Origin of the sequence: Eubacterium sp. ER2, from assembly GCF_000765215.1 — a bacterium.
GTDB classification, from domain to species: Bacteria; Bacillota; Clostridia; order Lachnospirales; family Lachnospiraceae; genus Claveliimonas; species Claveliimonas intestinigallinarum.
The window spans coordinates 44,064-68,344 of sequence record NZ_JPJE01000006.1; the positions used below are offsets into that span (position 1 = coordinate 44,064).

Below are 24,281 nucleotides of genomic sequence, written 5' to 3' on the forward strand. Positions count from 1 at the left end.
GGAGAAAAAGAGATGGAAATGATCAGACTGGGAAGAAGTGAAATAGAGATTAGCCGTCTGGGTATGGGTACCTGGGCGATCGGCGGTGGACCGGCCTGGGGCGACAGAGATGAAGAACAGTGTATTGAGACGATTGTACAGGCCCCGGAAAAGGGGATCAATTTAATAGACACCGCGCCGGCGTATAATTTTGGCAACAGTGAGAGGATTCTGGGAAAGGCTCTGCAAAGAATGGACCGCTCTAAAGTGCGGATCATTACAAAGTGCGGGATTGTGTGGGACAGAAAAGGAAGCCTATTTAATAAAGTGGGAGATGTCCAGCTTTACAAAAATCTTTCCGCGGACTCGCTCCGAAGAGAGGTGGAGGATAGTCTTAAGAGGCTTGGAACAGATTACATAGATGTGTATATGACCCATTGGCAGTCAGTAGAGCCGTATTTTACCCCCATACAAGAGACCATGGGGGAACTTATGAAAATGAAAGAGGAAGGCTTGATAAGAGCTGTGGGAGCAGCCAATGTGACTGTGGATCATATACGGCAGTATCTGTCCTTTGGTGAACTGGATGTTGTGCAGGGAAAGTACAGTATCCTGGACAGACAGGCCGAGGAGGAGCTTATCCCGTTCTGCTGCGAGAACGGCATTACCTTTCAGGCATATTCTCCTTTGGAACAGGGACTTTTAAGCGGCAGATATAAGAAGGACTATGTGCCTAAAGCATCCCAGTCCGGTAAAAAATGGTTCCAGAAGGAAAATATGGGAAGAGTTATTGATATGTTGGAAACGTGGGAGCCGCTATGTGAAAAGTACAAATGTACGAAGGCGGATTTGGCGCTTGCATGGCTCATGGGTCAGGGAGATTACATTAATGTGCTGACCGGTTGTTCCAAGGTGGAGCAGCTTGAAGAAAATGCCAGGGCATTGTCTGTCAAGCTGGAAAAAAATGACATTGACTGGTTGAGAAAGGTCTCAGAGATTTAAAAAAGATTGATGTTTTATATGATTGAACTATAAGCTTGTTTTTGATTTTATGATGATATGTGGTGCTTTCTTCTGCCCTTTTGGAGGAGGCGGCTATCACGGGAGTGGATCAGGGAGGAGCGCAGGCAAAAGTGCAGAGCTGTAAAAAAGATTGTCATTTTTATGTGATTGAGCTATAATAAAAAAAGCGAAGCCTGTACTGCCTTTATGGGAGTACTCCCGGCAGTGCAAAATAAGGAAGTGGAGGAGACTATCATGTTAGTATCAGCAAAAGAAATGCTTGAAAAAGCAGTAGAAGGCCACTACGCAGTAGGCCAGTTCAACATCAACAATCTGGAGTGGACAAAATCCATCCTTCTGACAGCAGAGGAGCTGAAATCTCCCGTGATCCTGGGCGTGTCCGAGGGCGCAGGAAAATATATGACAGGTTTCAAGACAGTTGCTGCCATGGTGAAGGCTATGATCGAGGAGCTGAACATCACAGTTCCGGTTGCCCTTCATCTGGACCATGGAACCTACGAGGGATGCTACAAGTGCATCGAGGCAGGATTTTCATCCATCATGTTCGACGGCTCCCACTATCCCATCGAGGAGAACGTAGCTAAGACAAAAGAGCTTGTTGCCGTATGCGCAGAGAAAGGACTGTCTCTGGAGGCAGAGGTAGGCTCCATCGGCGGCGAGGAAGACGGCGTTGTGGGAATGGGCGAGTGCGCAGATCCCCAGGAGTGCAAGATGATCGCTGACCTGGGCGTTACCATGCTGGCAGCCGGCATCGGAAACATCCACGGAAAATATCCGGCAAACTGGCAGGGACTCAGCTTTGAGACTCTGGACGCCATCCAGAAGCTGACAGGCAAGATGCCTCTCGTACTTCACGGCGGCACAGGTATCCCGGAGGATATGATCAAGAAGGCTATCAGCCTTGGCGTTGCAAAGATCAATGTAAACACAGAGTGCCAGCTCTCCTTTGCTGACGCTACACGTAAATACATCGAGGCAGGCAAGGATCTTGAGGGCAAGGGCTACGATCCCCGCAAGCTTCTGAAACCGGGCGCAGACGCGATCATGGCAACTGTAAAAGAGAAGATGGAGTTATTCGGTTCCGTAGGCAAAGCCTAAGAAGAGCCGGCCATATAGTAAGAAGAGCAAAGGTGTTCCGGTCCGGTGAGGGCCGGAGTGCCTTTTTCTGGTCATACAGGGAAAGAAAGGATACTAAATAAAATATGAGCGAATTGATTAATATTGCGGAGATCTTTGGAGAAAATGTATTTGACGACGCAACCATGCAGGAGCGCCTGCCGAAGAAGGTCTATAAAGATCTGAAGAAGATGATCGAGGAGGGCAAGGAGCTTGACCTTGCCACCGCGGACGTCATTGCCCATGAGATGAAGGAGTGGGCCATCGAGAAGGGAGCCACCCACTACACCCACTGGTTCCAGCCTCTGACAGGGACCACGGCGGAGAAGCACGACTCCTTTATCTCCGCTCCTATGGAGAGCGGAAAGGTCCTGATGAGCTTTTCCGGAAAAGAGCTGATCAAGGGCGAGCCGGACGCCTCCTCCTTCCCCTCCGGCGGACTGAGAGCCACCTTTGAGGCCAGAGGCTACACAGCCTGGGACTGCACCTCTCCCGCCTTTGTGCGCAAAGACGCGGCGGGGGCCACGCTGTGCATCCCCACAGCCTTCTGCTCCTACACAGGAGAGGCCCTGGACCAGAAGACCCCTCTTCTGCGCTCCATGGAGGCGATCAATGAGCAGTCTCTGCGGCTGATCCGCCTGTTCGGCAACAATACAGCGAAGAAGGTGACTCCCTCCGTGGGCGCGGAGCAGGAGTATTTCCTGGTGGACGCCAAGAAGTTCCACGAGAGGAAGGACCTGATCTACACAGGCCGCACCCTCTTTGGCGCCATGCCGCCCAAGGGGCAGGAGCTGGACGACCACTATTTCGGCACCATCCGCCAGCGGATCGCGTCATTCATGAAGGACGTCAATGAGGAGCTGTGGAAGATGGGCGTGACAGCCAAGACCCAGCACAATGAGGTGGCGCCGGCCCAGCACGAGCTGGCTCCCATCTACGCCAAGGCTAATGTGGCGGTGGACCACAACCAGATCATCATGCAGACGCTGAAGCGGGTGGCCTCTGAGCACGGCATGAAGTGTCTCCTCCACGAGAAGCCCTTTGCCGGCGTCAACGGCTCCGGTAAGCACAACAACTGGTCCCTTACCACGGACGAGGGCAAGAACCTGCTGGATCCGGGGCGGACACCCCACGAGAACATCCAGTTCCTTCTCGTCCTCACCTGCATCCTGAAGGCGGTGGACGAGCACGCGGCCCTTCTGCGGGAATCCGCCGCTGACCCGGGCAATGACCACAGACTGGGAGCCAACGAGGCGCCTCCGGCCATCGTGTCCGTTTTCCTGGGCGAGCAGCTGGAGGACGTGCTGGAGCAGCTGATCACCACCGGTGAGGCCACCCACAGCCTGAACACCGGAAAGCTGCAGACCGGCGTGCGCACCCTGCCGGATCTGGCAAAGGATACCTCTGACAGGAACAGGACCTCACCCTTTGCCTTTACAGGAAATAAATTCGAGTTCCGTATGGTTGGCTCCAGAGACTCCGTGGCAGCCTCCAACATTGTCCTCAACACCATCGTGGCGGACGCCTTTGCCCAGGCCTGCGATATCCTGGAGAAGGCGGAGGATTTTGAGAAGGCGGTTCACGACCTGATCAAGCAGTACGCCACAGAGCACTACCGCATCGTGTTCAACGGAAACGGCTACGCGGACGAGTGGATCCAGGAGGCCGCAAGAAGGGGGCTTCCCAACATCCGCTCCATGGTGGACGCCATCCCGGCTCTGGTGACAGAGGACACCATCTCCCTCTTTGAGAAATACCACGTATTTACCCGGGCAGAGCTTGAGTCCCGGGCGGAGATCAAGTACGAGAATTACGCGAAGGCCATCAACATTGAGGCAAGGACCATGATCGACATGGCCAGCAAGCAGATCATCCCGGCCATCATCAGGTACACGAAGACCCTGGCGGACACAGTGAACTCTGTGCGTGAGGCCGGGGCGGACTTCTCCGTGCAGGCCCAGCTCCTGGGCCAGATCTCAGAGCTTCTGGCGGAGACAAAGAAGGCTCTGGACGTGCTGGTGAAGGAGACAGAGACAGCGGCAGCCATGGAGGAGGGCGAGGCCCAGGCCAGATTCTACCACGACACCGTGTTCCCGGCTATGGAGGCGCTCCGCGCTCCGGTGGACAGCCTGGAGATGATCGTGGACAAAGAGGCATGGCCCATGCCGTCCTACGGCGACCTCATGTTTGAGGTGTAGAGGTACAGTGTGACTTCCCGGAACAGTACTTTATAAAACAATAATTCATAAAGTTATAATAAAATGTTCATAGCCCTGCACTTGGAATAGCATGACAGATATGCTATCCTAGGTGCAGGGTATTTTGTGCCCGGGAAAGGACCGGCACATGCAGGAAGAAAAGGGCAGGAGGACAGGCGCATGACAAGACAGGAATTTCTGACAAGGCTGAGGGAGGCTCTGGAGAGCGAGCTGGACCGAAGGACTGTGCAGGAAAATGTGGACTATTACAATTCCTATATTATAGAAGAGACGGCAAAGGGAAGACAGGAGAGCGATGTGATCGCGGAGCTGGGAGATCCCTGGGTGATCGCCCGCTCTGTCATCGGCATGACCAGTGACGGGCTGGGGGCCGGGACTGCCTATGATGGGGACCCCGGCGCCGGGAGAGGCCGGGACAGCGGAAGGCAGAGCAGGCAGGAGGGCAGCGCTTCCATCCTTGGGGCCTGGTGGAAGAAGGCGCTTTTTGTCCTGGGCATTATCGGCGTGTTCCTCATTGTGATCGCGGTGATCGGTGGGATTTTTTCCCTGCTGATGCCCATTCTTGTGCCGGTGCTGGCGGTTGTGCTCATCCTGCGGCTGCTGGGCGGTACGAGGCGGTGAGAACAGGCTCGGAGAAAAGGCCCGATTTGGGGCGGTTGAAAATAAAAGACAAAAGTAAAAGACCGATGGGGGAGCCATCGGTCTTTTGAGGGGAGTATAAATAATTAATAAGGGGTTGTAGAAAGTATTCTTTCTACATGCATAAGTATAATATACTGAACTGGAAAAAGCAAGAAAAAAATTAAAAAAAACTTAATATATAAAAAGACACATAGAAAGCCTGTTTTCGGACACACTAACAGTGTACCAAATGAACAGGAGGAATGAAATATGGCAAAGAATTGCAATAATTCAAACAACATGGGAAATTCTGAAAATGCATATGAGTCCAAGAAGAACGGGTACAACAAGAACGCGTCTAAAAACTCTTATGACAGAAACGCGTCCACGAAAAATGCATCCGGAAAGAACGCATCCAAAAACAAGACAACGGACAGCTACAATTACAGCGACACGACAGACAACTACTAGAGGGCTGTCAGCAGGAACCAGGGCGGGGATCTCAGGCGGGATCCCCGCTTTTTCATTGACAAATCCCTTTTTTGACCATAAGATGTAAGTTATAGATCAGTATATGGAGAGAAATATGGAAAGAATAGAATTGATCGCGCCCTGCCATTTCGGCCTGGAGGCGGTGCTGAAAAGAGAGATACAGGATCTTGGATACGAGATCTCCGGGACAGAGGACGGCAGAGTGACATTTTACGCGGACACGGCCGGCATCTGCCGGGCCAACATTTTCCTGCGGACAGCCGAGAGGGTGCTGCTCAAGGCGGGGGAATTCAGGGCGGAGACCTTTGACGAGCTGTTTGAGAGAACCAGGGAGATTCCCTGGGAGCGCTACATACCCGCTGACGGGAAATTCTGGGTGGCCAAGGCGGCCTCTGTGAAGAGCCGGCTGTTCAGCCCCTCGGACATTCAGTCCATCATGAAGAAGGCCATGGTCCGCAGGCTCCAGGAGCACTACCACACGGACTGGTTTCAGGAGGACGGAGCGGCCTACCCCCTGCGGGTGTTCCTGAAGAAGGACGTGGTCACAGTGGGTATCGACACCTCCGGCGTGTCTCTCCACAAGCGCGGGTACAGGGAGGTGTCGGGAAAGGCACCCATCACGGAGACGCTGGCGGCGGCGCTGATTATGCTGACGCCCTGGAGGGGAGACCGGATTTTGGTGGATCCCTTCTGCGGCAGCGGCACATTTCCCATAGAGGCGGCCATGATGGCGGCGGACATCGCGCCGGGCATGAACCGCTCCTTCACGGCGGAGGAGTGGACCAACCTGATCCCTCGGAAGGCATGGTATGAGGCGGTGGATGAGGCCTCCTCACGCATACGGGACGATGTGGAGACGGACATCCAGGGCTACGACATTGACGGCTCTGTCATAAAGGTGGCCAGGCGGAACGCCCGGGAGGCGGGAGTGGACCATCTGATCCATTTCCAGGAGCGGGACGTGAGGGACTTAAGCCACCCGAAGAAGTACGGCTTCATCATCACCAATCCGCCCTACGGGGAGAGGCTGGAGGACAAGAGGGATCTCCCGGATCTGTACCGGGCCTTTGGGGAGAGCTTCCGGAGGCTGGACAGCTGGTCCGCCTATATGATCACAAGCTATGAGGACGCGGAGCGGTACTTTGGCAGGAAAGCCCAGAAAAATCGAAAGATCTACAACGGGATGCTGAAGACCTACTTCTATCAGTTTCCGGGGCCGAAGCCGCCCAGGAAAAATCTGTAACGAGAAGGCGCGGCGCGAAAGGAAGCGCGGCGCAGCACAGGAAAGCGAGGCACAGCAGCAATGAAAAAAATCATATTTGCCACAGGCAATGCAAATAAAATGGTGGAGATCCGCCAGATCCTCTCGGATCTTGGCATGGAGATCCTCTCCCAGAGGGAAGCCGGGATCGAGGCGGACCCGGAGGAGAACGGATCCACCTTTGAGGAGAACGCCCTCATCAAGGCCAGGGCGGTGCGCAGGATCGCCGCCGGGATGGAGGAGAACCGGGACGCGATCGTCCTGGCCGACGACTCCGGCCTGGAGATCGATTACCTGAACAAGGAGCCGGGCATCTACTCAGCCCGCTACATGGGGACGGACACATCCTATGACATCAAGAACAGCGCTCTTCTGGAGCGGCTGGAGGGAGTCCCCGATGAGCAGCGGACCGCCAGGTTTGTGTGCGCCATCGCGGCGGAGTTCCCGGACGGGACGGAGGAAGTAGTGCGGGGCACCATGGAAGGCCGCATCGGTCATGAGATCATCGGGGAAAACGGCTTCGGCTATGATCCCATCTTCTTTCTGCCCCAGTACGGCTGCACCAGCGCACAGCTTCCGCCGGAGGAGAAGAACGCTCTCAGCCACAGAGGCGAGGGACTGAGGAAGATGAGGAAGATCATGGAAGAGAGGCTGTCAAATGAGGATACTGATCGTAAGTGATACGCACAAGGCCCACGGCAATCTGGAGAGGGCGCTGGAGAAGGAAGGCCCCCTGGATATGCTGATCCATCTGGGCGATGTGGAGGGAAAGGCAGATTACATCGAGGCGGTGGCCGGCTGCCCGGTACATATGGTGAGCGGGAACAATGATTTCTTTTCCGACCTGCCCTGGGAGGAGGAGTTCTTTATTGGGGACCACCATGTCTTCATCACCCATGGACACGGCTACTTTGTAGGTATGAACGAGGACCGGCTGAAGGCCGAGGCCAGGGGCCGGGGGGCTGACATCGTCATGTACGGCCACACCCATATGCCCGCCCTCACGGTGGAGCCGGATCTGATCACCCTGAACCCGGGGAGCATCTCCTACCCCAGGCAGAAGGGGAGAAAGCCCAGCTACATCCTGATGGAGGTGGACCAGGATGGGAAGGTCTCCTGTGAGATACGCTACCTGGGGTGAGAACCGGGGAAGAAAGCTGTGGACGGGAACCGCGGGTGACAGCTGTGTGGGAGCCCAATCTGAAAAAATAAAAAAAGTTGTTGACATCGGCAGCTTGTTCAGATATAATTATTATCGTGCCACGTGAGTGCGCATGTACGAATAGACCTCGGGGTGTGGCTCAGCTTGGCTAGAGCGCCTGGTTTGGGACCAGGAGGTCGCAGGTTCAAATCCTGTCACCCCGATCATGTATGCGGGTGTAGTTCAATGGTAGAACACCAGCCTTCCAAGCTGGATACGTGGGTTCGATTCCCATCACCCGCTTTCTTGAGGCGATCATATGGACATGCCTCAGGATTTATCTTTGAGTCTGTAGCTCAGCTGGATAGAGCAACGGCCTTCTAAGCCGTAGGTCGAGGGTTCGAATCCCCCCAGGCTCGTTGGCACGTTCACAGAAAAGACAATGTGTCATTATTGTGGCGGGTCAGTCCATAATGCCTTGATAAGAGGCCTGGCGTATGGAAAAAATAGAAAATGGTGGGTATAGCGCAGTTGGTTAGCGCGCCAGATTGTGGCTCTGGAGGCCCAGGGTTCGAATCCCTGTATCCACCTTTACCCGAAAGGGCTATTGGGCTATCGCCAAGCGGTAAGGCACAGGACTTTGACTCCTGCATTCGTTGGTTCGAATCCAACTAGCCCAGTTTTATGTGCGGGCGTGTAGCTCAGGTGGTAGAGCACTTGACTTTTAATCAAGTTGTCCGGGGTTCGAATCCCCGCACGCTCACTGACACGCAGCCGGATGGCTGCGTTTTTTTATTCATCCTGCGGATGTGGCGGAACTGGCAGACGCGCCAGACTTAGGATCTGGTACTTCGGTGTGCAGGTTCGATTCCTGTCATCCGCATTTATTTTTTGAGCGGTCGGACGCTGCGGAACGCGGTGCCCGGCCGTTCTTCTGTTCTGGTGCTTGACAGCCGGGAAAATTAATGATATAAGAAGTATTGTTTGCTACTGTAAAATGAATGTAAAATTTCTTGTAAGAGAGGGCTGTAAAAGATGCACCGCAAACTCAGAACAGTCATGTTGATCATAGCAATGGCCATCATCTGTGTGGCCGCGCCTTCCAGCCTTTTTCTAAGAGGAGAGGCTTCAGATGTACCGCCCACCGGCACACACGCCGGTATCTGTCATATAGACAACTCCTGCGGGATGAGCCTGTATGACGTGTGTCTGGACGACAGCGCCCGCCATAAGACAAGGGGGACCCTGGTGAGCGCGGCGGCAGGGCGTACAAAGCATGGCGCTGGCAGAGGGCAGTGGCTGACGTGGCTGTGCTGTCCTGCTCTGGCAGCTTTGTTCCTGTGCGCCCGCATGAGGAAAAAGGCGGTGCTCCTGAAGCCGGACCCATATCTTCCTGCACGGTTTCTGTGCGATCTATTTATCCTGTATCAGAAAGATGGAAAAAAGAGAGAAGCTGTTTTGCTGACAATGTGACATCACTTGCAGAAAACAGGAGTAAAAAATGAAAAGCAGAATAACACTTATCGGATTTTTTAAGAGACAGCCTGCCGGGCGGCTGATAGCGATAGGCTTTGCCTCAGTGATCCTTCTGGGGGCCGTGCTTTTGTGTCTGCCTGTATCCGTGAAGGACGGAGCGCATGTGTCCTTCATCGACGCGCTGTTTACATCCACAAGCGCTGTCTGTGTGACGGGGCTGATCGCCATCGACACGGCGGACCATTTTACGGCCTTTGGGCAGGGACTGGTGGCTCTGCTGATACAGGTCGGCGGCCTGGGAGTGACCTCGGTGGGCGTGGGACTGATGCTGGCGGCAGGAAAGCGGGTGAGTATCAAGACAAGGCTTCTCGTGAAGGAAGCCCTGAACGTGGACAGTTACAAGGGGATGGTGCGCCTCATACGGTCTGTCCTCCTGATGACGCTTCTCTTTGAGGCGGCCGGGGCTATCTTAAGCTACCCTGTGTTCAGCCGGGACCATGAGCCGCTCCACGCGGTGGGGATCAGCATTTTCCACTCCATCGCGGCTTTCAACAACTCGGGATTTGACATCCTGGGAGGACTTCGGAACCTGACCATTTACCAGGACAGCGTCCTTCTGAACCTGACCACGGCCGGGCTGATCATATTCGGCGGCCTGGGCTTTCTGGTCATTCTGGACATTGCAAAGAAAAGGTGCTTTAAAAAGCTGTCCTTCCACTCCAAGGTGGTCATCTCCACCAGCATTGTGCTGATCATCGCGGGCACGCTGCTTTTAAAGGCCACGGAGGATATTTCCTGGCTGGGAGCGTTTTTCCAGAGCGTGTCGGCCAGGACGGCGGGATTTTCCACCTATGCCATCGGAGATTTTACGAACGCCGGGCTTTTCGTCCTGTGCGTGCTCATGTTCATCGGCGCTTCGCCGGGATCCACCGGAGGCGGTATCAAGACCAGCACCTTTTTTGTGCTGTTCCAGGCGGCCAGGAGCGCATGTGTGAAGAAAAATGTCTGCGCGTTCCGGAGAAGTATTTCCCGGCAGAATATTTCAAAAGCCAGCATGATCACCGTGCTGTCCATGATGGTGGTGTGCGTGGCCACCTTCCTTCTGTGTGTGCTGGAGCCGGACCGCACGTTTATCCAGGTGTTCTTTGAGGTGGTGTCCGCTTTTGGAACGGTAGGACTTTCCACGGGCATCACGCCTGGCTTAAGTGTGGCGGCCAAGATCGTCATTATCTTTGTCATGTTTATCGGAAGACTGGGAGCGTTTACGCTCCTCACTATCTGGATCAGCCATCCGGAACCGAAGATACGCTACTCAGAGGAGAATATTGCCATCGGCTGATAGAGGAGAAAAAATCATGAGGAAAAAATCGAAATTAACATACGGAGTCATTGGTCTGGGACGCTTCGGCATGGCACTTGCCGTGACGCTGGCAGAGTCCGACAATGACGTCATCGTCATGGACCGGGAGGAGAGCTCCATACGGGAAATGCGAAATTATACAGACTATGCCTTTGTGACAAATGACCTGAGCATGGAGGCGCTGAGGGAGGCGGGTATCCACAACTGCGACGTGGTCATCGTCTGCATTGGCGAGAAGGTGGATGTCAGCGTCCTGACTACCATGAGCGTGATAGAGATGGGAGTTCCCAGGGTCATCGCCAAGGCGCTGTCGCCGGAGCAGGGCGCTGTGCTGAAAAAGCTGGGCGCCGAGGTGGTCTACCCGGAGCGGGATATGGCACTGCGTCTGGGGCGCCGGCTTCTGTCCGGGAATTTCCTGGACTATATCCCCCTGGACCACAGCGTGCAGATCACACAGATCCGCATCCCGGAGAGGATGGTGGGAAAAACCGTGGAGCAGATCCAGCTCCGGCGGAAATACGGCCTGAACATCATTGCCATAGAGAGCGGCAGCGAGACTACCATAGAGGTGCAGCCTGATTACCAGCTTAAGGACGGCGACATCATCGTAGTCATCGGAAAGGCTGACAATATCAATACATTTGAGGAAAGCCTGTAAACAGCAGGCGGGAGGGAAAAGGTTTATGGATGTTTCGTTAAGTTATTTCCTGGATGCCATGTCCGGCAGCCCGGTCCTTGTCATCACGCTGATCCTGACGCTGGGCGTGATCTTCGTCAACGGATGGACGGACGCGCCCAACGCCATCGCCACCTGCGTGACGACGAGATGTCTGCCGGCCCGCACGGCTATCATGATGAGTGCGGCCTTCAATTTTCTGGGTGTGTTTGTCATGACCCAGATCAACAGCTCCGTGGCATCCACCATAAGCAACATGGTGGACTTCGGCAGCAATACCCAGGAGGCTCTGGTGGCCCTGTGCGCGGCCCTCATCTCCATCGTGGTGTACAGTGTGGCCGCTTCGGTCTTTGGCATTCCGACCAGTGAGAGCCACAGTCTCATTGCGGGCATATCCGGCGCCGCCATCGCCATCCAGGGCGGCGTGGGCGGCATCAACGGGGCGGAGTGGGTCAAGGTCATCTACGGCCTTGTGCTGAGCCTGGCTCTCGGATTTATCACCGGCTGGGTCATCTGCCGGGCCATCACGGTCCTTTGTCAGAACATGGAGAGGCGCAGGGCGGACCGGTTCTTCGGGGGAGCCCAGATCGTGGGCGCCGCCGCCATGAGCTTCATGCACGGGGCTCAGGACGGCCAGAAATTTATCGGCGTGCTGTTCCTTGGCATCGCCTTCTGCAACGGACAGAATTCGGTCAGCGGCATGGAGATCCCGGTGTGGCTTATGCTCCTGTGCAGTATCGTCATGGGGCTTGGGACGAGCGTGGGAGGAGAGAAGATCATCAAGTCCGTGGGCATGGACATGGTGAAGCTGGAGCGCTACCAGGGCTTTTCTGCCGACCTGGCAGGGGCCTTCTGTCTGCTCCTCTCCAGCGTGTTCGGCATCCCTGTATCCACCACCCACACAAAGACCAGCGCCATCATGGGCGTGGGTGCGGTGAAGCGGCTGTCCGCCATTAATTTTAATGTGGTGAAGGACATGATGCTCACCTGGATCTTCACATTCCCGGGGTGCGGCATTATCAGCTTTGTGATGGCCAAGATATTCATGGCTGTCTTTTAGGTAAAATACAGGAGAAAAGGAGAAAAGAACAATGTCAAAAAAACAGGACGCGTTTTATTATGATAATTTTGCCGCGTGTGCGGAGCTTGCAAGAAAAGCGACCCATTTTCTGAAGGAGAAGCTGACGGCCTTTGACCCGGCGAAAATGGAGGAGAATATGGAGGAGATCCACCGGATCGAGCACGAGGCGGATGAAAAGAAGCATCAGCTCACAGACCGGCTGGCCAAGGCCTTCATCACCCCCATTGAGAGGGAGGATATCATATCCTTAAGCTACAATATCGATGAGCTGACTGACAAGGCGGAGGAGGTCTTCATCCGCATCTACATGAACAATGTGCAGACCATCCGTCCGGACGCCCTCAGGATGCTGGACATCGTCATCGCCTGCACGGAGGAGGTGTGCGCCCTTGTGAAGGAGTTCCCGGATTTCCGCCGCTCCAAAAAGCTGAATGAGAGTATCATCCGCATCAACTCCCTGGAGGAGCAGGCGGACAGGATCTATTTTGCCAGCATGAGGGCGCTCCATACGGAGGTAGGAGATGTGCTGGAGATCCTGGCCTGGAGAGAGATCTACACCTACCTGGAGAAGTGCGCGGACGCCTGCGAGCACGTGGCGGACGTGGTGGAAGAGGTTGTGATGAAAAATTCCTAGACCGGTTTTTTTCGAAAATATTTCTTGCATGTTTACAAAAAATATGATATAAGTAAACACGTATGGAAAACAGATATGGCTTCCATGCAAATATTTTTTCGGCAGCAGAGAGACAGGCTGCCTTATTGATTGAGTTAGAAGCTCAAATTTTATAAGTTGGTTACTTTATAACCAGTGTGCAAAAAGGCATACAAAACTTGTGAAACGGTCAATAAGAGTAGTAAAAGTAAAAATATTTGCTATATAGACTCTAAAAGGTCCCATATCTGTCCATAACATGACACCAGGAAACGCGAAAGGATTTTTCTGCGGGTGTGTCTGTATGTATATTTGTGATAGAGTGATGAAACGCAAGTGGAAGGTGCCCTTCTGCCTGCGTTTTTTTGTTCTGCCGGAAAGTCCCTGGGACGCCCGGGCAGGATAAGAGTCCTCCGGCGGGACCGCAGGCGCTGCAGGAAGGAGTGAGTGAAGCATGAAAAAATATGTACAGGAGGATGCCCCCATCTACGAGGCGCTGGAGCAGTTCCGGAGGATGCGGATCGTGCCCTTTGACGTGCCGGGGCACAAGAGGGGAAGAGGGAACCCGGAGCTCTCAGAGCTTCTGGGGGACAGGTGCGTCAATATCGATGTAAACTCCATGAAGCCGCTGGACAATCTGTGCCATCCGGTCTCTGTGATCAAGGCGGCGGAGGAGCTGGCGGCGGAGGCCTTCGGGTCGGCCCACGCCTTTCTCATGGTGGGCGGCACCACATCGGCGGTCCAGAGCATGGCCCTGGCCTGCTGTAAAAAGGGGGATAAGATCATCATGCCGAGGAATGTCCACAGGAGCATTATCAATGCCCTTGTCCTGTGCGGCGCAAGGCCGGTGTATGTGAACCCGGATGTGGACCGGCATCTGGGGATCTCCCTTGGCATGAAAGTGGAGCAGGTGGAGCAGGCCATCCGCGACAACCCGGACGCGGTGGCCGTGTTTGTGAACAACCCCACATACTACGGCATCTGCTCCGATCTTCGGACCATTGTGGAGGCGGCCCACAGCCACGGCATGAAGGTGCTGGTGGACGAGGCCCACGGCACCCACTTTTACTTCGGGGAAAACTTCCCTGTGACAGCCATGGCCGCAGGGGCGGATATGGCGTCGGTGAGCATGCACAAGTCCGGCGGGAGCCTGACCCAGAGCTCCCTCCTCCTGGTGGGGAAGGACATGCACCCCGGCTACGTGCGGCAGATCATCAATCTGACCCAGACGACCAGCGCCTCCTACCTGCTGCTTTCCAGCCTGGACATCTCCAGGAGAAATCTGGCCCTGCGGGGGAGGGAGGCCTTCGCGAAGGTAGCGGAGCTGGCAGAGTACGCGCGGGAGGAGATCAACCGGATCGGCGGCTACTACGCTTTTGGCGATGAGCTGGTGAACCGGGACAGCGTCTATGCCTTCGACCCCACAAAGCTGTCTGTCCACACCCTGGACATTGGCCTGGCCGGCATCGAGGTGTACGACATCCTGCGGGATGAGTACGACATCCAGATCGAGTTCGGGGATCTGGGAAACATGCTGGCTTACCTGTCCATCGGCGACAGGAAGCAGGAGGTGGAGCGCCTGGTCAGCGCCCTGGCGGACATCAAGCGGCGTTACCAGAAGGACAAGACAGGTATGCTCTCCCAGGAGTACATACCGCCCCGGGTGGTGATGACGCCCCAGGAGTCCTTCTACGCGCCCAAGGAACAGCTCCCCATCCAGGAGGCGGAGGGGCGGATCTGCAGTGAGTTCGTCATGTGCTATCCGCCGGGGATCCCCATCCTGGCGCCGGGGGAGGAGATCACGGACGAGATCATCGAGTACATCCTCTACGCCAAGGAGAAAGGCTGCTCCATGACCGGGCCGGAGGATGAGAAGATCGAGAAGCTCAATGTTGTCACAGAGAAGAAGGGAGGCGTGTAGACCATGGAAATGTGGTTTTCAGATGAACACACAGAGGACGTGAAGCTGTCCATCCGCATCAAGGAACAGCTTTTCAGCGCCCAGAGCGAGTTCCAGCGGATCGATGTGCTGGACTCCCGGGAGTTCGGCCGGATCCTTGTGGCGGACGGGGACCTGATGCTGACAGAGAAGGATGAATTCATTTACCACGAGATGATCACCCACGTGCCCATGGCGGTGCACCCCCATGTGGAGGACGTGCTTGTCATCGGCGGGGGCGATGGCGGTGTGGTCCGGGAGCTGATCAAGTACGAGGAGATCCGCCACATCGATGTGGTGGAGATGGATCCCCTTCTTGTGGAGGTCTGCCGGAAATATATCCCGGAGATCGCCTGCAGTCTCAACGATGAGAGGGTGGAGATCTTTCACGAGGACGGCCTGCGGTTCATCCGCTCCCAGACGGACCGGTACGACCTCATCATCATCGACTCCCCCAACCCCTTCGGACCCGGGGAGGGACTGTTCACAAAAGAGTTTTACGGGAACTGCTATAATGCCCTCCGGGAGGACGGCATCATGGTCAACCAGAATGAGAGTCCTTTTTACACGGAGGAGGCTTTCCAGTGCCAGCGGATGCACAAGCGGATCGTGGAGACCTTTCCCATCTGCCGGGTGTACCAGGCCCACCTGCCCTCCTACCCGTCGGGGCACTGGCTCTTTGGCTTTGCGTCAAAGAAGTACCACCCCCTGGAGGATTTAAACGCTGTGGCCTGGAAGCTGAAAGGCATCCGCACAAGATACTATGAACCAAGACTGCACGCAGGGGTGTTTGCACTGCCTGTCTATGTGGAGGAGCTGCTGGAAGATGTTGAATAAAAATATTGTAGATTACATGGGATGTGACTGTACCTACGAGGAGGCGGACATTGTCCTTTACGGGGCGCCCTTTGACTCCACCACCTCCTTCCGGCCGGGGACCCGCTTTGCCGGAGGCGCCATCCGGGCGGACTCCTACGGGCTGGAGACTTACAGCCCTTACCAGGACAGAAGCCTGGAGGAGTGCCGGGGCTTTGACATGGGAGATCTGGAGCTGGCCATCGGAAGCTCGGAGAAGGTGCTGGATCAGATTGAGGAGACGGCCGGGGAGATCTTCCGGGACGGGAAGCTGCCCTTCCTCATCGGGGGAGAGCACCTGGTGACCCTGGGAAGTGTCCGGGCGGCGGCCCGGAAATATCCGGATCTTCACATCCTGCACTTTGACGCCCACACGGACCTGCGGGAGGATTACCTGGGGGTGGAGCTGTCCCACGCCTGCGTCCTTCGGCGGTGCTGGGAGCTGCTGGGGGATGGCCGCATCCACCAGTTCGGCATCCGCTCCGGGGAGAGGGCGGAGTTTGGCTGGGCCCGGGAGGGACACACGGATCTTCATCCTTTCACCCTGGAGGGACTGGGGGAGACGCTGGAGAAACTGAAGGGCGTCCCGGTGTACTTCACAGTAGATCTGGATGTGATGGACCCTTCCGTCTTTCCCGGGACGGGAACGCCGGAGCCGGGAGGCGTAAGTTATATGGAGCTGCAGAGAGCCGTGACGGAAGTGTGCCGGAAGGCAGAGGTCATCGGGTGCGACGTGACAGAGCTGAGCCCGCCTTTTGACCCCACAGGGGCTTCCACGGCCGCGGCATGCAAGATCATAAGGGAGATGCTCATCGCCCTTGGAACAAAATAGAAAAGAGAGAAGAAAAGGAGGATATTAGAAATGGGAAAAGTACTGATCATCGGATGCGGAGGAGTGGCCAGCGTGGCTATCCAGAAATGCTGCCAGAACAGCGAGGTGTTTTCAGAGATCTGCATCGCCAGCCGCACCGTGTCCAAGTGTGACGCGCTGAAGGAGAAGCTGGAGGGCACTACAAAGACAAAGATCACCACCGCCCAAGTGGATGCGGATAACGTGGAGGAACTGAAAGCGCTCATCAGAAAAGTGGAGCCGGAGGTGGTGCTGAACCTGGCTCTTCCCTACCAGGACCTTCACATCATGGACGCCTGCCTGGCCTGCGGCGTACACTATGTGGACACGGCCAACTACGAGCCCGAGGACACGGCAAAATTTGAGTACAAATGGCAGTGGGCCTACCGGGACGCCTACGAGAAGGCAGGCCTTACAGCCCTTCTTGGAAGCGGTTTTGATCCGGGAGTGACCAGTGTGTTCTCCGCCTACGCGCTGAAGCACTATTTTGACGAGATCAACTATATCGACATCCTGGACTGCAATGCGGGAGACCACGGCTATCCCTTTGCCACCAACTTCAACCCGGAGATCAACATCCGGGAGGTGTCCGCCAAAGGCTCCTACTGGGAGGACGGACACTGGGTGGAGACAGAGCCCATGGAGATCAAGCGGGTCTACAACTTCCCGGAGATCGGCCCGAAGGATATGTATCTTCTCCACCACGAGGAGATCGAGTCGCTGGCTCTCAATATCCCTGGCATCAAGAGGATCCGCTTCTTTATGACATTCGGGGAGAGCTATCTCACTCACCTGCGGTGCCTGGAGAATGTGGGGATGACCTCCATTGAACCCATTATGTTTGAGGGGAAAGAGATCGTGCCCCTGCAGTTCTTAAAAGCCGTACTGCCGGATCCCTCCTCCCTGGGACCGCGGACAAAGGGAAAGACAAACATCGGCTGCATCTTTGTGGGAAAGAAAGACGGAAAAGAGAAGAAGATCTACATTTACAATACCTGTGATCACCAGGAGTGCTACAAAGAGGTGGGCTCCCAGGCAGTGGCCTACACTACAGGCGTGCCGGCCATGATCGGCGCCATGATGATCTTAAACGGCACATGGAAGAAGCCGGGCGTGTATAATATGGAAGAGTTTGACCCGGATCCGTTCATGGAAGCGCTGAACAAGTGGGGACTTCCCTGGAAGGTCAGCGAGGACCCGGAGCTGGTGGACTAGGAGAGAAAGATGAGAGAAAGCAAGATACATACGCCCTGCTACATCGTGCAGGAGCGGGCGCTCAAGGAAAATCTGGAGCAGCTTGCCGGCCTGGCCCGGGAGACGGGATGCCGGATCCTGCTGGCTCAGAAGGCCTTCTCCATGTTCCGGGTCTACCCCCTCATAGGAAACTATCTGGCAGGGACCACAGCCAGCGGCCTCTACGAGGCCAGGCTGGGGGCGGAGTGCATGGGGAAGGAGAACCACATCTTCTCCCCCGCCTACCGGGAGGAGGAGATGGGCGAAATCCTCTCCCTTTGCGGACACGTAGTCCTCAACTCCCCCCAGCAGATACGGAGATACAAGAGGCAGATCCTGGCGGCGGGGAGGAGCCCGGGACTTCGTGTCAATCCGGAGTGCTCCACCCAGGAGGGCCACGCCATCTACGACCCCTGCGCCCCCGGCTCCCGGCTGGGGACTACCCTCTCCCAGCTTGAGAGGGCCCTTGCGGAGACGCCGGACCTGCTGGAGGGGATAGAGGGGCTGCATTTCCACACTCTGTGCGAGCAGGACGCGGACGCCCTGGCAGTGACCCTGGATGCAGTGGTGGAAAAGTTCGGTGTGTACATGGCGAAGATGAAGTGGGTGAACCTGGGCGGAGGACATCATATCACCCGCCCGGGGTACCACATGGAGACGCTGAAGCAGTGCATCCGCCGGGTGCAGAAGCTCTGCGGAGGGACAGTCTATCTGGAGCCCGGGGAGGCGGTGGCGCTGCAGGCCGGGACGCTTCGGACCAGTGTGCTGGAGATCACGGAAAACGGCGTGCAGACAGCCATCCTGGACGCATCTGCCGCCTGCCACATGCCGGATGTACTGGAGATGCCCTACCGCCCGTCCCTTTCCGGGGCAGGCCTTCCGGGCGAAAAGCCTTTTACATACCGTCTGGCAGGCCCCACCTGTCTGGCGGGGGATGTGATCGGAGACTACTCCTTTGACCGGCCCCTGGAGACCGGGGACGTGCTGGAGTTCCAGGACATGGCCATCTACTCCATGGTAAAAAACAATACATTCAACGGCATGGCCCTTCCGGATATTGTCCTTGAGAGGGAGGACGGGAGCAGGGAACTGGTGCGCCGGTTCGGCTATGAGGATTTTAAAGGCAGGCTTTCGTAAGCCTGCCTTTTCCGTGGCCGTGCGGGAAGCTCAGAATTCCCGCACGCCGTACTGATCCCTGTACTGCTTCAGCGTCATGCCGGTGTGCTTCTTGAAGGTCTTTCCCAGATGGCTCTGAGAAGAAAAGCCCAGGTAGGCGGCGATCTCACTGTAGGAGTAGGGGGAGTAGGAGAGCAGGTTTTTTGTCAGCCCGACCTTTTCGCGCAGGATAAAATCCGTGATGGTGAGACCCTCGTGCTGGCGGAAGATCTCGGACAGATAATTGGCGTTCAGGTACAGCTCGTCGGCAATGTCCTGGATGCGGATTTTTTCATGGAGATGCTTGAATATATAGTCCTTGCACTGGTCCACCCGGGGGTTCTGGTCTTTCCTTGGCCGGCCTGCCTTCTGGGAATTTAAGTCCGCCACCATCTCTGCATATTTGAATTCAAACTGGTGCATCATGTTCAGCAGGACAGCCGTGTCTGATTCCTCCTCCAGCTTCTGGATGAAGACGTCGCTCATGGAGAAGGATACCTCCGGGAGAAGGCCGCCTCTGATGGCTGCACGGCTTGCCAGCGTGACCACCACAATGCCCCGGTTGCGCATGTGGCGGACCTCGTCTTTGGCCAGTGTCCCGATCTTTCCCGTGTAGTCCTCCTGCAGGCTGCGCCGGAGCATGCCGATGTCCCCGTGCTCGATGCTGGAGAACTCCCGCAGCTCCTGGTCGTAAGGATTGTGGGGCTGCTCCTGCTCCCTCCGGTCAAAGACCAGGGAGGAGAAGTCCTCCATGATGGCGTCGTCCATGGAGCTGTCCATGCAGTTGGCGGTCACCAGGTCGTCCCGGGAGAGGAAGCTGGTGTGCAGCAGGTTGTAGACGAGGAGCACATGGGAGGTGAAGTCGGAGAACTCGCACTCCGGGGCAGACATTGCCCAGGACGGGTATTCCTATTGCGTACAGCCGGATCTCAATCACTATGAGGCATCGAAGTGCGTAGACCTTGCGGGCACGGATATCTACTTTCCCACCCAGGATGAGCTGACCGGAACGGAGGCAGCATTTGGCGGGGACTCCATACGAAGCCTGAAGAATGAAAATTATCTGGTGCTGGAGAGCCAGACTCAGGCATTCAAGTACTGGACTCCTTATCCGGGACAGCTCCGGCTCCACGCCTACAGCCACCTGGCCAGCGGCGCTATAGGGGAGCTCTACTGGAACTGGCACTCTATCCACAACGGGTATGAGACCTACTGGCGCGGCATACTGAGCCATGACCTGCTTCCAAATCCGGCCTACACAGAGATATGCGATATCGGCCGGGAATGGAAGGAACACGGGGCGGAGCTGGCCGGGCTGAAGAAAAAGAACCGGATTGCTCTCCTTGTGGACAACCGCTCACTGACTGCTCTTCAGTGGTTCCCCATTGACAGGGACTTAAGCTACAACGATGTGGTCCGGTGGATGTACGACAGCCTCTATGAGCTGAACCTGGAGTGCGACGTGGTGGACGCCCACGCCCTGGAGGAGGACCGTTACGATATGATCGTCACCCCGGCCCTCTACTGCGCCGGGGAGGAGCTCATTCACCGCCTTGACGCCTTTGTAAAGCGGGGCGGAGTCCTTGTCAGCTCCTTTCGCTCCTTTGTGGCGGATGAGCACTCCAGCGTGTACCCGGATGTCCAGCCCCATGGACTGACGGACTGCTTCGGAATGACCTACAATCAGTTCACAGAGCCCGGCAGGACTTCCATCGCAGGAGAGAAGGTCCGGTATTTTATGGAGCTTCTAAAGCCGGAGACAGCGGAGGCGAAGGCATCCTATGCGCACCCCTACTGGGGGCAGTACGCGGGGATCACGAGGAACCGCTGCGGAGCCGGAGCTGCCTGGTACGTGGGCTGCTGCACGGAGAAGAGGCTTCTGAAGGATGTGTACAGGCAGGCAGCGGCAGACGCGGGAATTTCCCTGCCATCCTGTGAGTGGCCTGTCACTCTCAGAAGCAGTGAGACAGAGGACGGGAGAAGGCTGCACTTTATCCTCCACTACAGCCAGGAGGAGCGGACAATCCCCTGCCCCTTTGATCACGGGACAGACATTCTGACAGGGAAAAGCTATGACAGGCAGGCTCCGATCCATCTGAAGGACTGGGATGTGGTGATCCTGGAGGAGAGACGGAAGTAAAAGCGTGGAGGAGAGAGGAAATGCTGCATTTATATATGGCAGAGAGCCCGGAGAGACTTTATCCGGAGCGAAGAGAAGAACAGTATACATTTATCCCGGAGGACGGCACAGAGAACGAGGTGGTCAATCTGTATCCTGACGTCACCTTCCAGACTATGGAGGGCTTTGGAGGGGCTGTCACAGACGCGGCCGGATATGTGTTTTCCAGGATGGACAAAGCCAGGCAGGAGGAGCTGCTGGACATGTATTTCGGGGAGGAGGGCATGCACTACAACCGGGTGCGCCTTCACATGGACAGCTGCGATTTTTCCACCCGGCTCTACTCAGCCGTGGAGGACGAGACAGACGATAATCTGGACACTTTTTCCTTTGCTCACACGGAAAAACACATGATTCCTCTCCTGGAGGCGGCCCAGAAGAGAGCGGGGAAAAAGCTGAAGATCATGCTCTCCGCCTGGTCTCCGCCGGAGTTCATGAAGACAAACGGGAGCCGCATCGGAGGCGGCTCCCTGAAAAAGGAGTACTACGGGAGATGGGCCCGGTATCTGTGCCGCTACATTGAGGAGTTTGAAAAGAGGGGCTATGAGGTGGAGCGCATGTCCCTCCAGAACGAACCCGCCGCCGTGCAGACATGGGACTCCTGCGTCTACACGGTGGAGGAGGAAAAGATATTTCTGCGGGATCACCTCTTCCCGGAGATGAAGAAGAGAGGGCTGGAACACGTGGAGATCTTTGGCTGGGACCACAACAAGGAGCGGCTTTTTGAGAGGGCCCGGGGGCTCATCGATGAGAGGACGGACTCCATGATCACAGGGCTGGCCTTTCACTGGTACAGCGGGGATCATTTTGAGGCCCTGGATCTGGTGCGGCAGATGTACCCGGACAAGAAGCTGATCCTGTCCGAGAGCTGTCTGGAATTCGGAAAATACGACAAGGACTTGGAGACGGAGAACGCCATCCGCCTCTCCCACGATATGATCGGGAACCTGAACCACGGCATGTCCGCTTTTTATGACTGGAACATCCTGCTGGACGGCCAGGGCGGCCCCAACCACCAGGACAATTTCTGTGACTCGCCCTATCTCTACCATGAGGAGGAGGGACGCCTGGAGGAGAGGAGGATCTGCCGGTATTACTGGCATTTCGCCCACTTTATCGAGGCCGGGGCTGTCCGCATCGCCCACACGAAGTACACGGAGAAGCTGGATATGACGGCCTGGAAAAATCCCTCCGGTGACATTGCCTGCATTTTCATGAACAAGTCAGACGAAACGCTGCCGGCGGTGATCCGCATGGAGGGAGAACTCTGTCCTATCGAACTGGAGCCAAGGGCTATCGCCAGCTGCGTGATCAAAGAAGAAAGAGAAGCATGAGAGAGACTGGAAGGAGAGAACAGACATGATAACAAATCCAATTATTCCCGGGTTTAATCCCGATCCATGTATATGCCGGAAGGGGGAGGACTACTATCTGGCGGTGTCCACATTCGAGTGGATGCCGGGCCTTCCGGTCTACCACTCCAGAGACCTGAAGCACTGGGAGCTGTACACCCATGTGATCACCGACGATGAGAAGGTGGACTTAAAGAAGCTGCCATCCGCCAAGGGGATCTGGGCCCCCTGGAGCGAGCCCGTGTATCTCCATTCCTCAGGCTTTGACGCCTCTCTCTTCCACGACGATGACGGACGCAAGTACGTGGTGGCCCTGGAGTGGGAGACAAGAGAGGGCTACGAGAAGCCGGGAGCCATCTGCATGGTGGAGTATGACCCGGAGAAGAAGGAGATCAAAGGGTATCCGAAGCGGATCTGGAACGGGGGAACAGACCGGGGCTGCATTGAGGCTCCTCACCTGACCAAGAAAAACGGCTATTACTATATTATGTGCGCGGAGGGTGGCACTGGTTATAACCACTGTGTCACCATGGGCCGATCCCGCAGCGTGTGGGGCCCCTACGAGAAGGATCCCACCAACCCCATCCTTACCTCTGTGCCAGGAGAGTCCTACGAGAGACACAACCCGGATCATTTAAAGCCCAAATACTATAACCCGGACTCCGTCCTTCAGAAGGCGGGGCACGGCAGCTATGTGGAGACGCCGGCGGGGGAGGTCTACATGGTCTTTCACGTGTCCAGGCCCTTTGTCCCGGAGCTGTGCTGCACTCTGGGACGGGAGACGGCGATCCAGAAGATGATGTGGACCGAGGACGGGTGGCTCCGGTCTGCCTCCGGAAGCAACATGGCCCAGGAGGAGACGCAGGAGAGCTCTCTGCCGGAGCGCCCGCTGCCGCAGACGCCGGATTTTGATGACTTTGACAGTGGGGAGCTGGGAAATTGGTACTATGCCCCCAGGATCATTCCCCGGAGATTTGCGGATGTGAAAGCCAGGCCCGGCTGGGTGCGCCTCCGGGGACAGGAGTCCAGGACGTCCCTCAACAGGGTCAGCATCCTTGCCAGAAAGCTGACAAGTGTCTACGCCCGGATCACCACGAAGATGGAGTTCCTGCCTGAGGTGCACCAGCACAGTGCGGGCCTCATCCTCTACTACGACAATATGAACTACATCAATCTCCGGAAATATTACAGCGAGACGCTGGGAGGAAGCGCCCTGTCCATCATCCACCTGGAGAACGGCGTGAAGACGGAGTTCCTCAATACCAGGACTGCTGTGGAGGACTGTCCCATTTACCTGCGTCTCTGGATCCAGGGGAGAAAGTCCTGGTTCGAGTGGAGCTACGATGGGGAACACTACACGAAGATCGGCCGGATCTTTGAGACGGCGAAATTCTCTGACGAGTACTGCCAGTACGGGGAATTCACCGGCACGATGGTAGGCCTGACCTGCGCGGACAGGGTGAGGCACCAGCACTGTGCGGATTTTGATTTCTTCGAGTACATCGCCGATGAGACAAAGCCGGTAGATTAGTATATGGGGACGTAATATTTTTCAAAAGTATTACGTCCCTCTTTCTATGTCACATATTCTTGCGGCGGCGGTGGAAGTGTGCTATCCTGT

At 56.0% G+C, this 24,281-nt stretch carries 22 protein-coding genes and 7 tRNA genes; 28 read left to right on the forward strand and 1 reads right to left on the reverse strand.

From position 1 onward, the window contains the following. Window positions 1-12: 12 nt before the first annotated feature. The 25 genes from NI21_RS0102580 (at window position 13) to nspC (ending at window position 19,111) form a co-directional block, all read left to right on the forward strand. Complete coding sequence (locus NI21_RS0102580; RefSeq protein ID WP_033124806.1) at window positions 13-981, forward strand: aldo/keto reductase; 969 nt, start codon at window positions 13-15, stop codon at window positions 979-981. A gap of 255 nt (window positions 982-1,236) precedes the next feature. Then, window positions 1,237-2,100, forward strand: coding sequence for a class II fructose-1,6-bisphosphate aldolase (gene fba, locus NI21_RS0102585; protein ID WP_033124688.1), 864 nt, complete (start codon window positions 1,237-1,239; stop codon window positions 2,098-2,100). A 104-nt stretch (window positions 2,101-2,204) separates the two neighbouring features. Further along, entirely contained in the window at window positions 2,205-4,316 is a 2,112-nt protein-coding gene (locus NI21_RS0102590; protein WP_033124689.1) for a glutamine synthetase III, read from the forward strand. A 180-nt stretch (window positions 4,317-4,496) separates the two neighbouring features. Then, entirely contained in the window at window positions 4,497-4,958 is a 462-nt protein-coding gene (locus tag NI21_RS0102595) for a DUF1700 domain-containing protein (protein ID WP_033124690.1), read from the forward strand. Between the two features lie 270 nt (window positions 4,959-5,228). Further along, complete coding sequence (locus tag NI21_RS0102600) at window positions 5,229-5,429, forward strand: hypothetical protein (RefSeq protein WP_033124691.1); 201 nt, start codon at window positions 5,229-5,231, stop codon at window positions 5,427-5,429. A 115-nt stretch (window positions 5,430-5,544) separates the two neighbouring features. After that, window positions 5,545-6,693 (forward strand): class I SAM-dependent RNA methyltransferase, encoded by a 1,149-nt coding sequence (locus NI21_RS0102605; RefSeq protein ID WP_033124692.1) that lies wholly within the window; start codon window positions 5,545-5,547, stop codon window positions 6,691-6,693. Between the two features lie 60 nt (window positions 6,694-6,753). Beyond that, entirely contained in the window at window positions 6,754-7,392 is a 639-nt protein-coding gene (gene rdgB / locus NI21_RS0102610) for an RdgB/HAM1 family non-canonical purine NTP pyrophosphatase (protein ID WP_033124693.1), read from the forward strand. Next, window positions 7,370-7,852 carry a metallophosphoesterase gene (locus tag NI21_RS0102615; protein ID WP_033124694.1) on the forward strand — a complete coding sequence of 161 codons (483 nt, stop codon included), beginning with the start codon at window positions 7,370-7,372 and terminating at the stop codon, window positions 7,850-7,852. Before rdgB ends, NI21_RS0102615 begins: the two co-directional genes overlap by 23 nt. 149 nt (window positions 7,853-8,001) lie before the next feature. Next, window positions 8,002-8,076 (forward strand) — tRNA-Pro (locus NI21_RS0102620). Between the two features lie 8 nt (window positions 8,077-8,084). Then, window positions 8,085-8,155, forward strand: a tRNA-Gly gene (locus tag NI21_RS0102625). 42 nt (window positions 8,156-8,197) lie between these two features. Next, window positions 8,198-8,271 (forward strand) — tRNA-Arg (locus NI21_RS0102630). Window positions 8,272-8,368: 97 nt separating this feature from the next. Continuing rightward, window positions 8,369-8,442 (forward strand) — tRNA-His (locus tag NI21_RS0102635). An 18-nt stretch (window positions 8,443-8,460) separates the two neighbouring features. Then, window positions 8,461-8,532 (forward strand) — tRNA-Gln (locus NI21_RS0102640). Between the two features lie 10 nt (window positions 8,533-8,542). Further along, window positions 8,543-8,615, forward strand: a tRNA-Lys gene (locus NI21_RS0102645). Between the two features lie 40 nt (window positions 8,616-8,655). Next, a tRNA-Leu gene (locus NI21_RS0102650) sits at window positions 8,656-8,735 on the forward strand. Between the two features lie 152 nt (window positions 8,736-8,887). Then, on the forward strand, window positions 8,888-9,325 hold the full coding sequence (locus tag NI21_RS0102655) for a hypothetical protein (RefSeq protein ID WP_033124695.1): 438 nt from the start codon (window positions 8,888-8,890) through the stop codon (window positions 9,323-9,325). A gap of 28 nt (window positions 9,326-9,353) precedes the next feature. Further along, the gene (locus NI21_RS0102660) at window positions 9,354-10,667 is read left to right on the forward strand and encodes a TrkH family potassium uptake protein (RefSeq protein WP_033124696.1); all 1,314 of its coding nucleotides are present in this window, start codon (window positions 9,354-9,356) and stop codon (window positions 10,665-10,667) included. A 16-nt stretch (window positions 10,668-10,683) separates the two neighbouring features. Beyond that, window positions 10,684-11,346, forward strand: coding sequence for a TrkA family potassium uptake protein (locus NI21_RS0102665; protein ID WP_033124697.1), 663 nt, complete (start codon window positions 10,684-10,686; stop codon window positions 11,344-11,346). A gap of 25 nt (window positions 11,347-11,371) precedes the next feature. Beyond that, on the forward strand, window positions 11,372-12,424 hold the full coding sequence (locus tag NI21_RS0102670) for an inorganic phosphate transporter (RefSeq protein ID WP_033124698.1): 1,053 nt from the start codon (window positions 11,372-11,374) through the stop codon (window positions 12,422-12,424). Between the two features lie 31 nt (window positions 12,425-12,455). Further along, complete coding sequence (locus NI21_RS0102675; RefSeq protein WP_033124699.1) at window positions 12,456-13,079, forward strand: DUF47 domain-containing protein; 624 nt, start codon at window positions 12,456-12,458, stop codon at window positions 13,077-13,079. 472 nt (window positions 13,080-13,551) lie between these two features. Then, window positions 13,552-15,018, forward strand: coding sequence for an aminotransferase class I/II-fold pyridoxal phosphate-dependent enzyme (locus NI21_RS0102680; protein ID WP_033124700.1), 1,467 nt, complete (start codon window positions 13,552-13,554; stop codon window positions 15,016-15,018). Between the two features lie 3 nt (window positions 15,019-15,021). Then, window positions 15,022-15,873 (forward strand): polyamine aminopropyltransferase, encoded by an 852-nt coding sequence (speE, locus tag NI21_RS0102685; RefSeq protein WP_033124701.1) that lies wholly within the window; start codon window positions 15,022-15,024, stop codon window positions 15,871-15,873. Then, complete coding sequence (speB, locus tag NI21_RS0102690; protein ID WP_033124702.1) at window positions 15,863-16,723, forward strand: agmatinase; 861 nt, start codon at window positions 15,863-15,865, stop codon at window positions 16,721-16,723. Before speE ends, speB begins: the two co-directional genes overlap by 11 nt. Before the next feature lie 30 nt (window positions 16,724-16,753). Continuing rightward, the gene (locus NI21_RS0102695; RefSeq protein ID WP_033124703.1) at window positions 16,754-17,956 is read left to right on the forward strand and encodes a saccharopine dehydrogenase family protein; all 1,203 of its coding nucleotides are present in this window, start codon (window positions 16,754-16,756) and stop codon (window positions 17,954-17,956) included. A 9-nt stretch (window positions 17,957-17,965) separates the two neighbouring features. Next, a complete protein-coding gene (gene nspC / locus NI21_RS0102700) occupies window positions 17,966-19,111 on the forward strand; it encodes a carboxynorspermidine decarboxylase (RefSeq protein ID WP_033124704.1) in 1,146 nt (381 codons plus the stop codon). A 30-nt stretch (window positions 19,112-19,141) separates the two neighbouring features. On the opposite strand, the gene NI21_RS0102705 is transcribed toward nspC, so the two are convergent. Continuing rightward, entirely contained in the window at window positions 19,142-20,020 is an 879-nt protein-coding gene (locus NI21_RS0102705; protein WP_081957951.1) for an AraC family transcriptional regulator, read from the reverse strand. Between NI21_RS0102705 and NI21_RS0102710 the strand changes: the two genes are divergently transcribed. From NI21_RS0102710 to NI21_RS0102720, 3 genes are read left to right on the forward strand one after another with little or no spacing between them, the layout of a single operon-like run. After that, window positions 19,986-21,269 carry a beta-galactosidase trimerization domain-containing protein gene (locus NI21_RS0102710; RefSeq protein WP_052083827.1) on the forward strand — a complete coding sequence of 428 codons (1,284 nt, stop codon included), beginning with the start codon at window positions 19,986-19,988 and terminating at the stop codon, window positions 21,267-21,269. The two genes, NI21_RS0102705 and NI21_RS0102710, sit on opposite strands and share 35 nt — an antisense overlap. A gap of 20 nt (window positions 21,270-21,289) precedes the next feature. Next, window positions 21,290-22,642 (forward strand): glycoside hydrolase family 30 beta sandwich domain-containing protein, encoded by a 1,353-nt coding sequence (locus NI21_RS0102715; RefSeq protein WP_242842798.1) that lies wholly within the window; start codon window positions 21,290-21,292, stop codon window positions 22,640-22,642. A gap of 25 nt (window positions 22,643-22,667) precedes the next feature. Continuing rightward, window positions 22,668-24,191: a family 43 glycosylhydrolase gene (locus NI21_RS0102720; protein ID WP_033124706.1), complete on the forward strand. Its 1,524-nt coding sequence runs from the start codon at window positions 22,668-22,670 to the stop codon at window positions 24,189-24,191. Window positions 24,192-24,281 lie beyond the last annotated feature (90 nt).

What these genes read in the sequence shown, in the direction of transcription:
- speB (WP_033124702.1), top strand. Translation starts at nt 15,863, where the DNA reads ATGTTGAATAAAAATATTGTAGATTACATGGGATGTGACTGTACCTAC.
- NI21_RS0102660 (WP_033124696.1), top strand. Translation starts at nt 9,354, where the DNA reads ATGAAAAGCAGAATAACACTTATCGGATTTTTTAAGAGACAGCCTGCC.
- NI21_RS0102695 (WP_033124703.1), top strand. Translation starts at nt 16,754, where the DNA reads ATGGGAAAAGTACTGATCATCGGATGCGGAGGAGTGGCCAGCGTGGCT.
- fba (WP_033124688.1), top strand. Translation starts at nt 1,237, where the DNA reads ATGTTAGTATCAGCAAAAGAAATGCTTGAAAAAGCAGTAGAAGGCCAC.
- rdgB (WP_033124693.1), top strand. Translation starts at nt 6,754, where the DNA reads ATGAAAAAAATCATATTTGCCACAGGCAATGCAAATAAAATGGTGGAG.
- NI21_RS0102680 (WP_033124700.1), top strand. Translation starts at nt 13,552, where the DNA reads ATGAAAAAATATGTACAGGAGGATGCCCCCATCTACGAGGCGCTGGAG.
- NI21_RS0102705 (WP_081957951.1), bottom strand. Translation starts at nt 20,020, where the DNA reads ATGTCTGCCCCGGAGTGCGAGTTCTCCGACTTCACCTCCCATGTGCTC.
- NI21_RS0102590 (WP_033124689.1), top strand. Translation starts at nt 2,205, where the DNA reads ATGAGCGAATTGATTAATATTGCGGAGATCTTTGGAGAAAATGTATTT.
- NI21_RS0102615 (WP_033124694.1), top strand. Translation starts at nt 7,370, where the DNA reads ATGAGGATACTGATCGTAAGTGATACGCACAAGGCCCACGGCAATCTG.
- NI21_RS0102670 (WP_033124698.1), top strand. Translation starts at nt 11,372, where the DNA reads ATGGATGTTTCGTTAAGTTATTTCCTGGATGCCATGTCCGGCAGCCCG.
- NI21_RS0102580 (WP_033124806.1), top strand. Translation starts at nt 13, where the DNA reads ATGGAAATGATCAGACTGGGAAGAAGTGAAATAGAGATTAGCCGTCTG.
- NI21_RS0102715 (WP_242842798.1), top strand. Translation starts at nt 21,290, where the DNA reads ATGCTGCATTTATATATGGCAGAGAGCCCGGAGAGACTTTATCCGGAG.
- NI21_RS0102720 (WP_033124706.1), top strand. Translation starts at nt 22,668, where the DNA reads ATGATAACAAATCCAATTATTCCCGGGTTTAATCCCGATCCATGTATA.
- NI21_RS0102655 (WP_033124695.1), top strand. Translation starts at nt 8,888, where the DNA reads ATGCACCGCAAACTCAGAACAGTCATGTTGATCATAGCAATGGCCATC.
- nspC (WP_033124704.1), top strand. Translation starts at nt 17,966, where the DNA reads ATGAGAGAAAGCAAGATACATACGCCCTGCTACATCGTGCAGGAGCGG.
- NI21_RS0102665 (WP_033124697.1), top strand. Translation starts at nt 10,684, where the DNA reads ATGAGGAAAAAATCGAAATTAACATACGGAGTCATTGGTCTGGGACGC.
- NI21_RS0102600 (WP_033124691.1), top strand. Translation starts at nt 5,229, where the DNA reads ATGGCAAAGAATTGCAATAATTCAAACAACATGGGAAATTCTGAAAAT.
- NI21_RS0102605 (WP_033124692.1), top strand. Translation starts at nt 5,545, where the DNA reads ATGGAAAGAATAGAATTGATCGCGCCCTGCCATTTCGGCCTGGAGGCG.
- NI21_RS0102595 (WP_033124690.1), top strand. Translation starts at nt 4,497, where the DNA reads ATGACAAGACAGGAATTTCTGACAAGGCTGAGGGAGGCTCTGGAGAGC.
- NI21_RS0102675 (WP_033124699.1), top strand. Translation starts at nt 12,456, where the DNA reads ATGTCAAAAAAACAGGACGCGTTTTATTATGATAATTTTGCCGCGTGT.
- speE (WP_033124701.1), top strand. Translation starts at nt 15,022, where the DNA reads ATGGAAATGTGGTTTTCAGATGAACACACAGAGGACGTGAAGCTGTCC.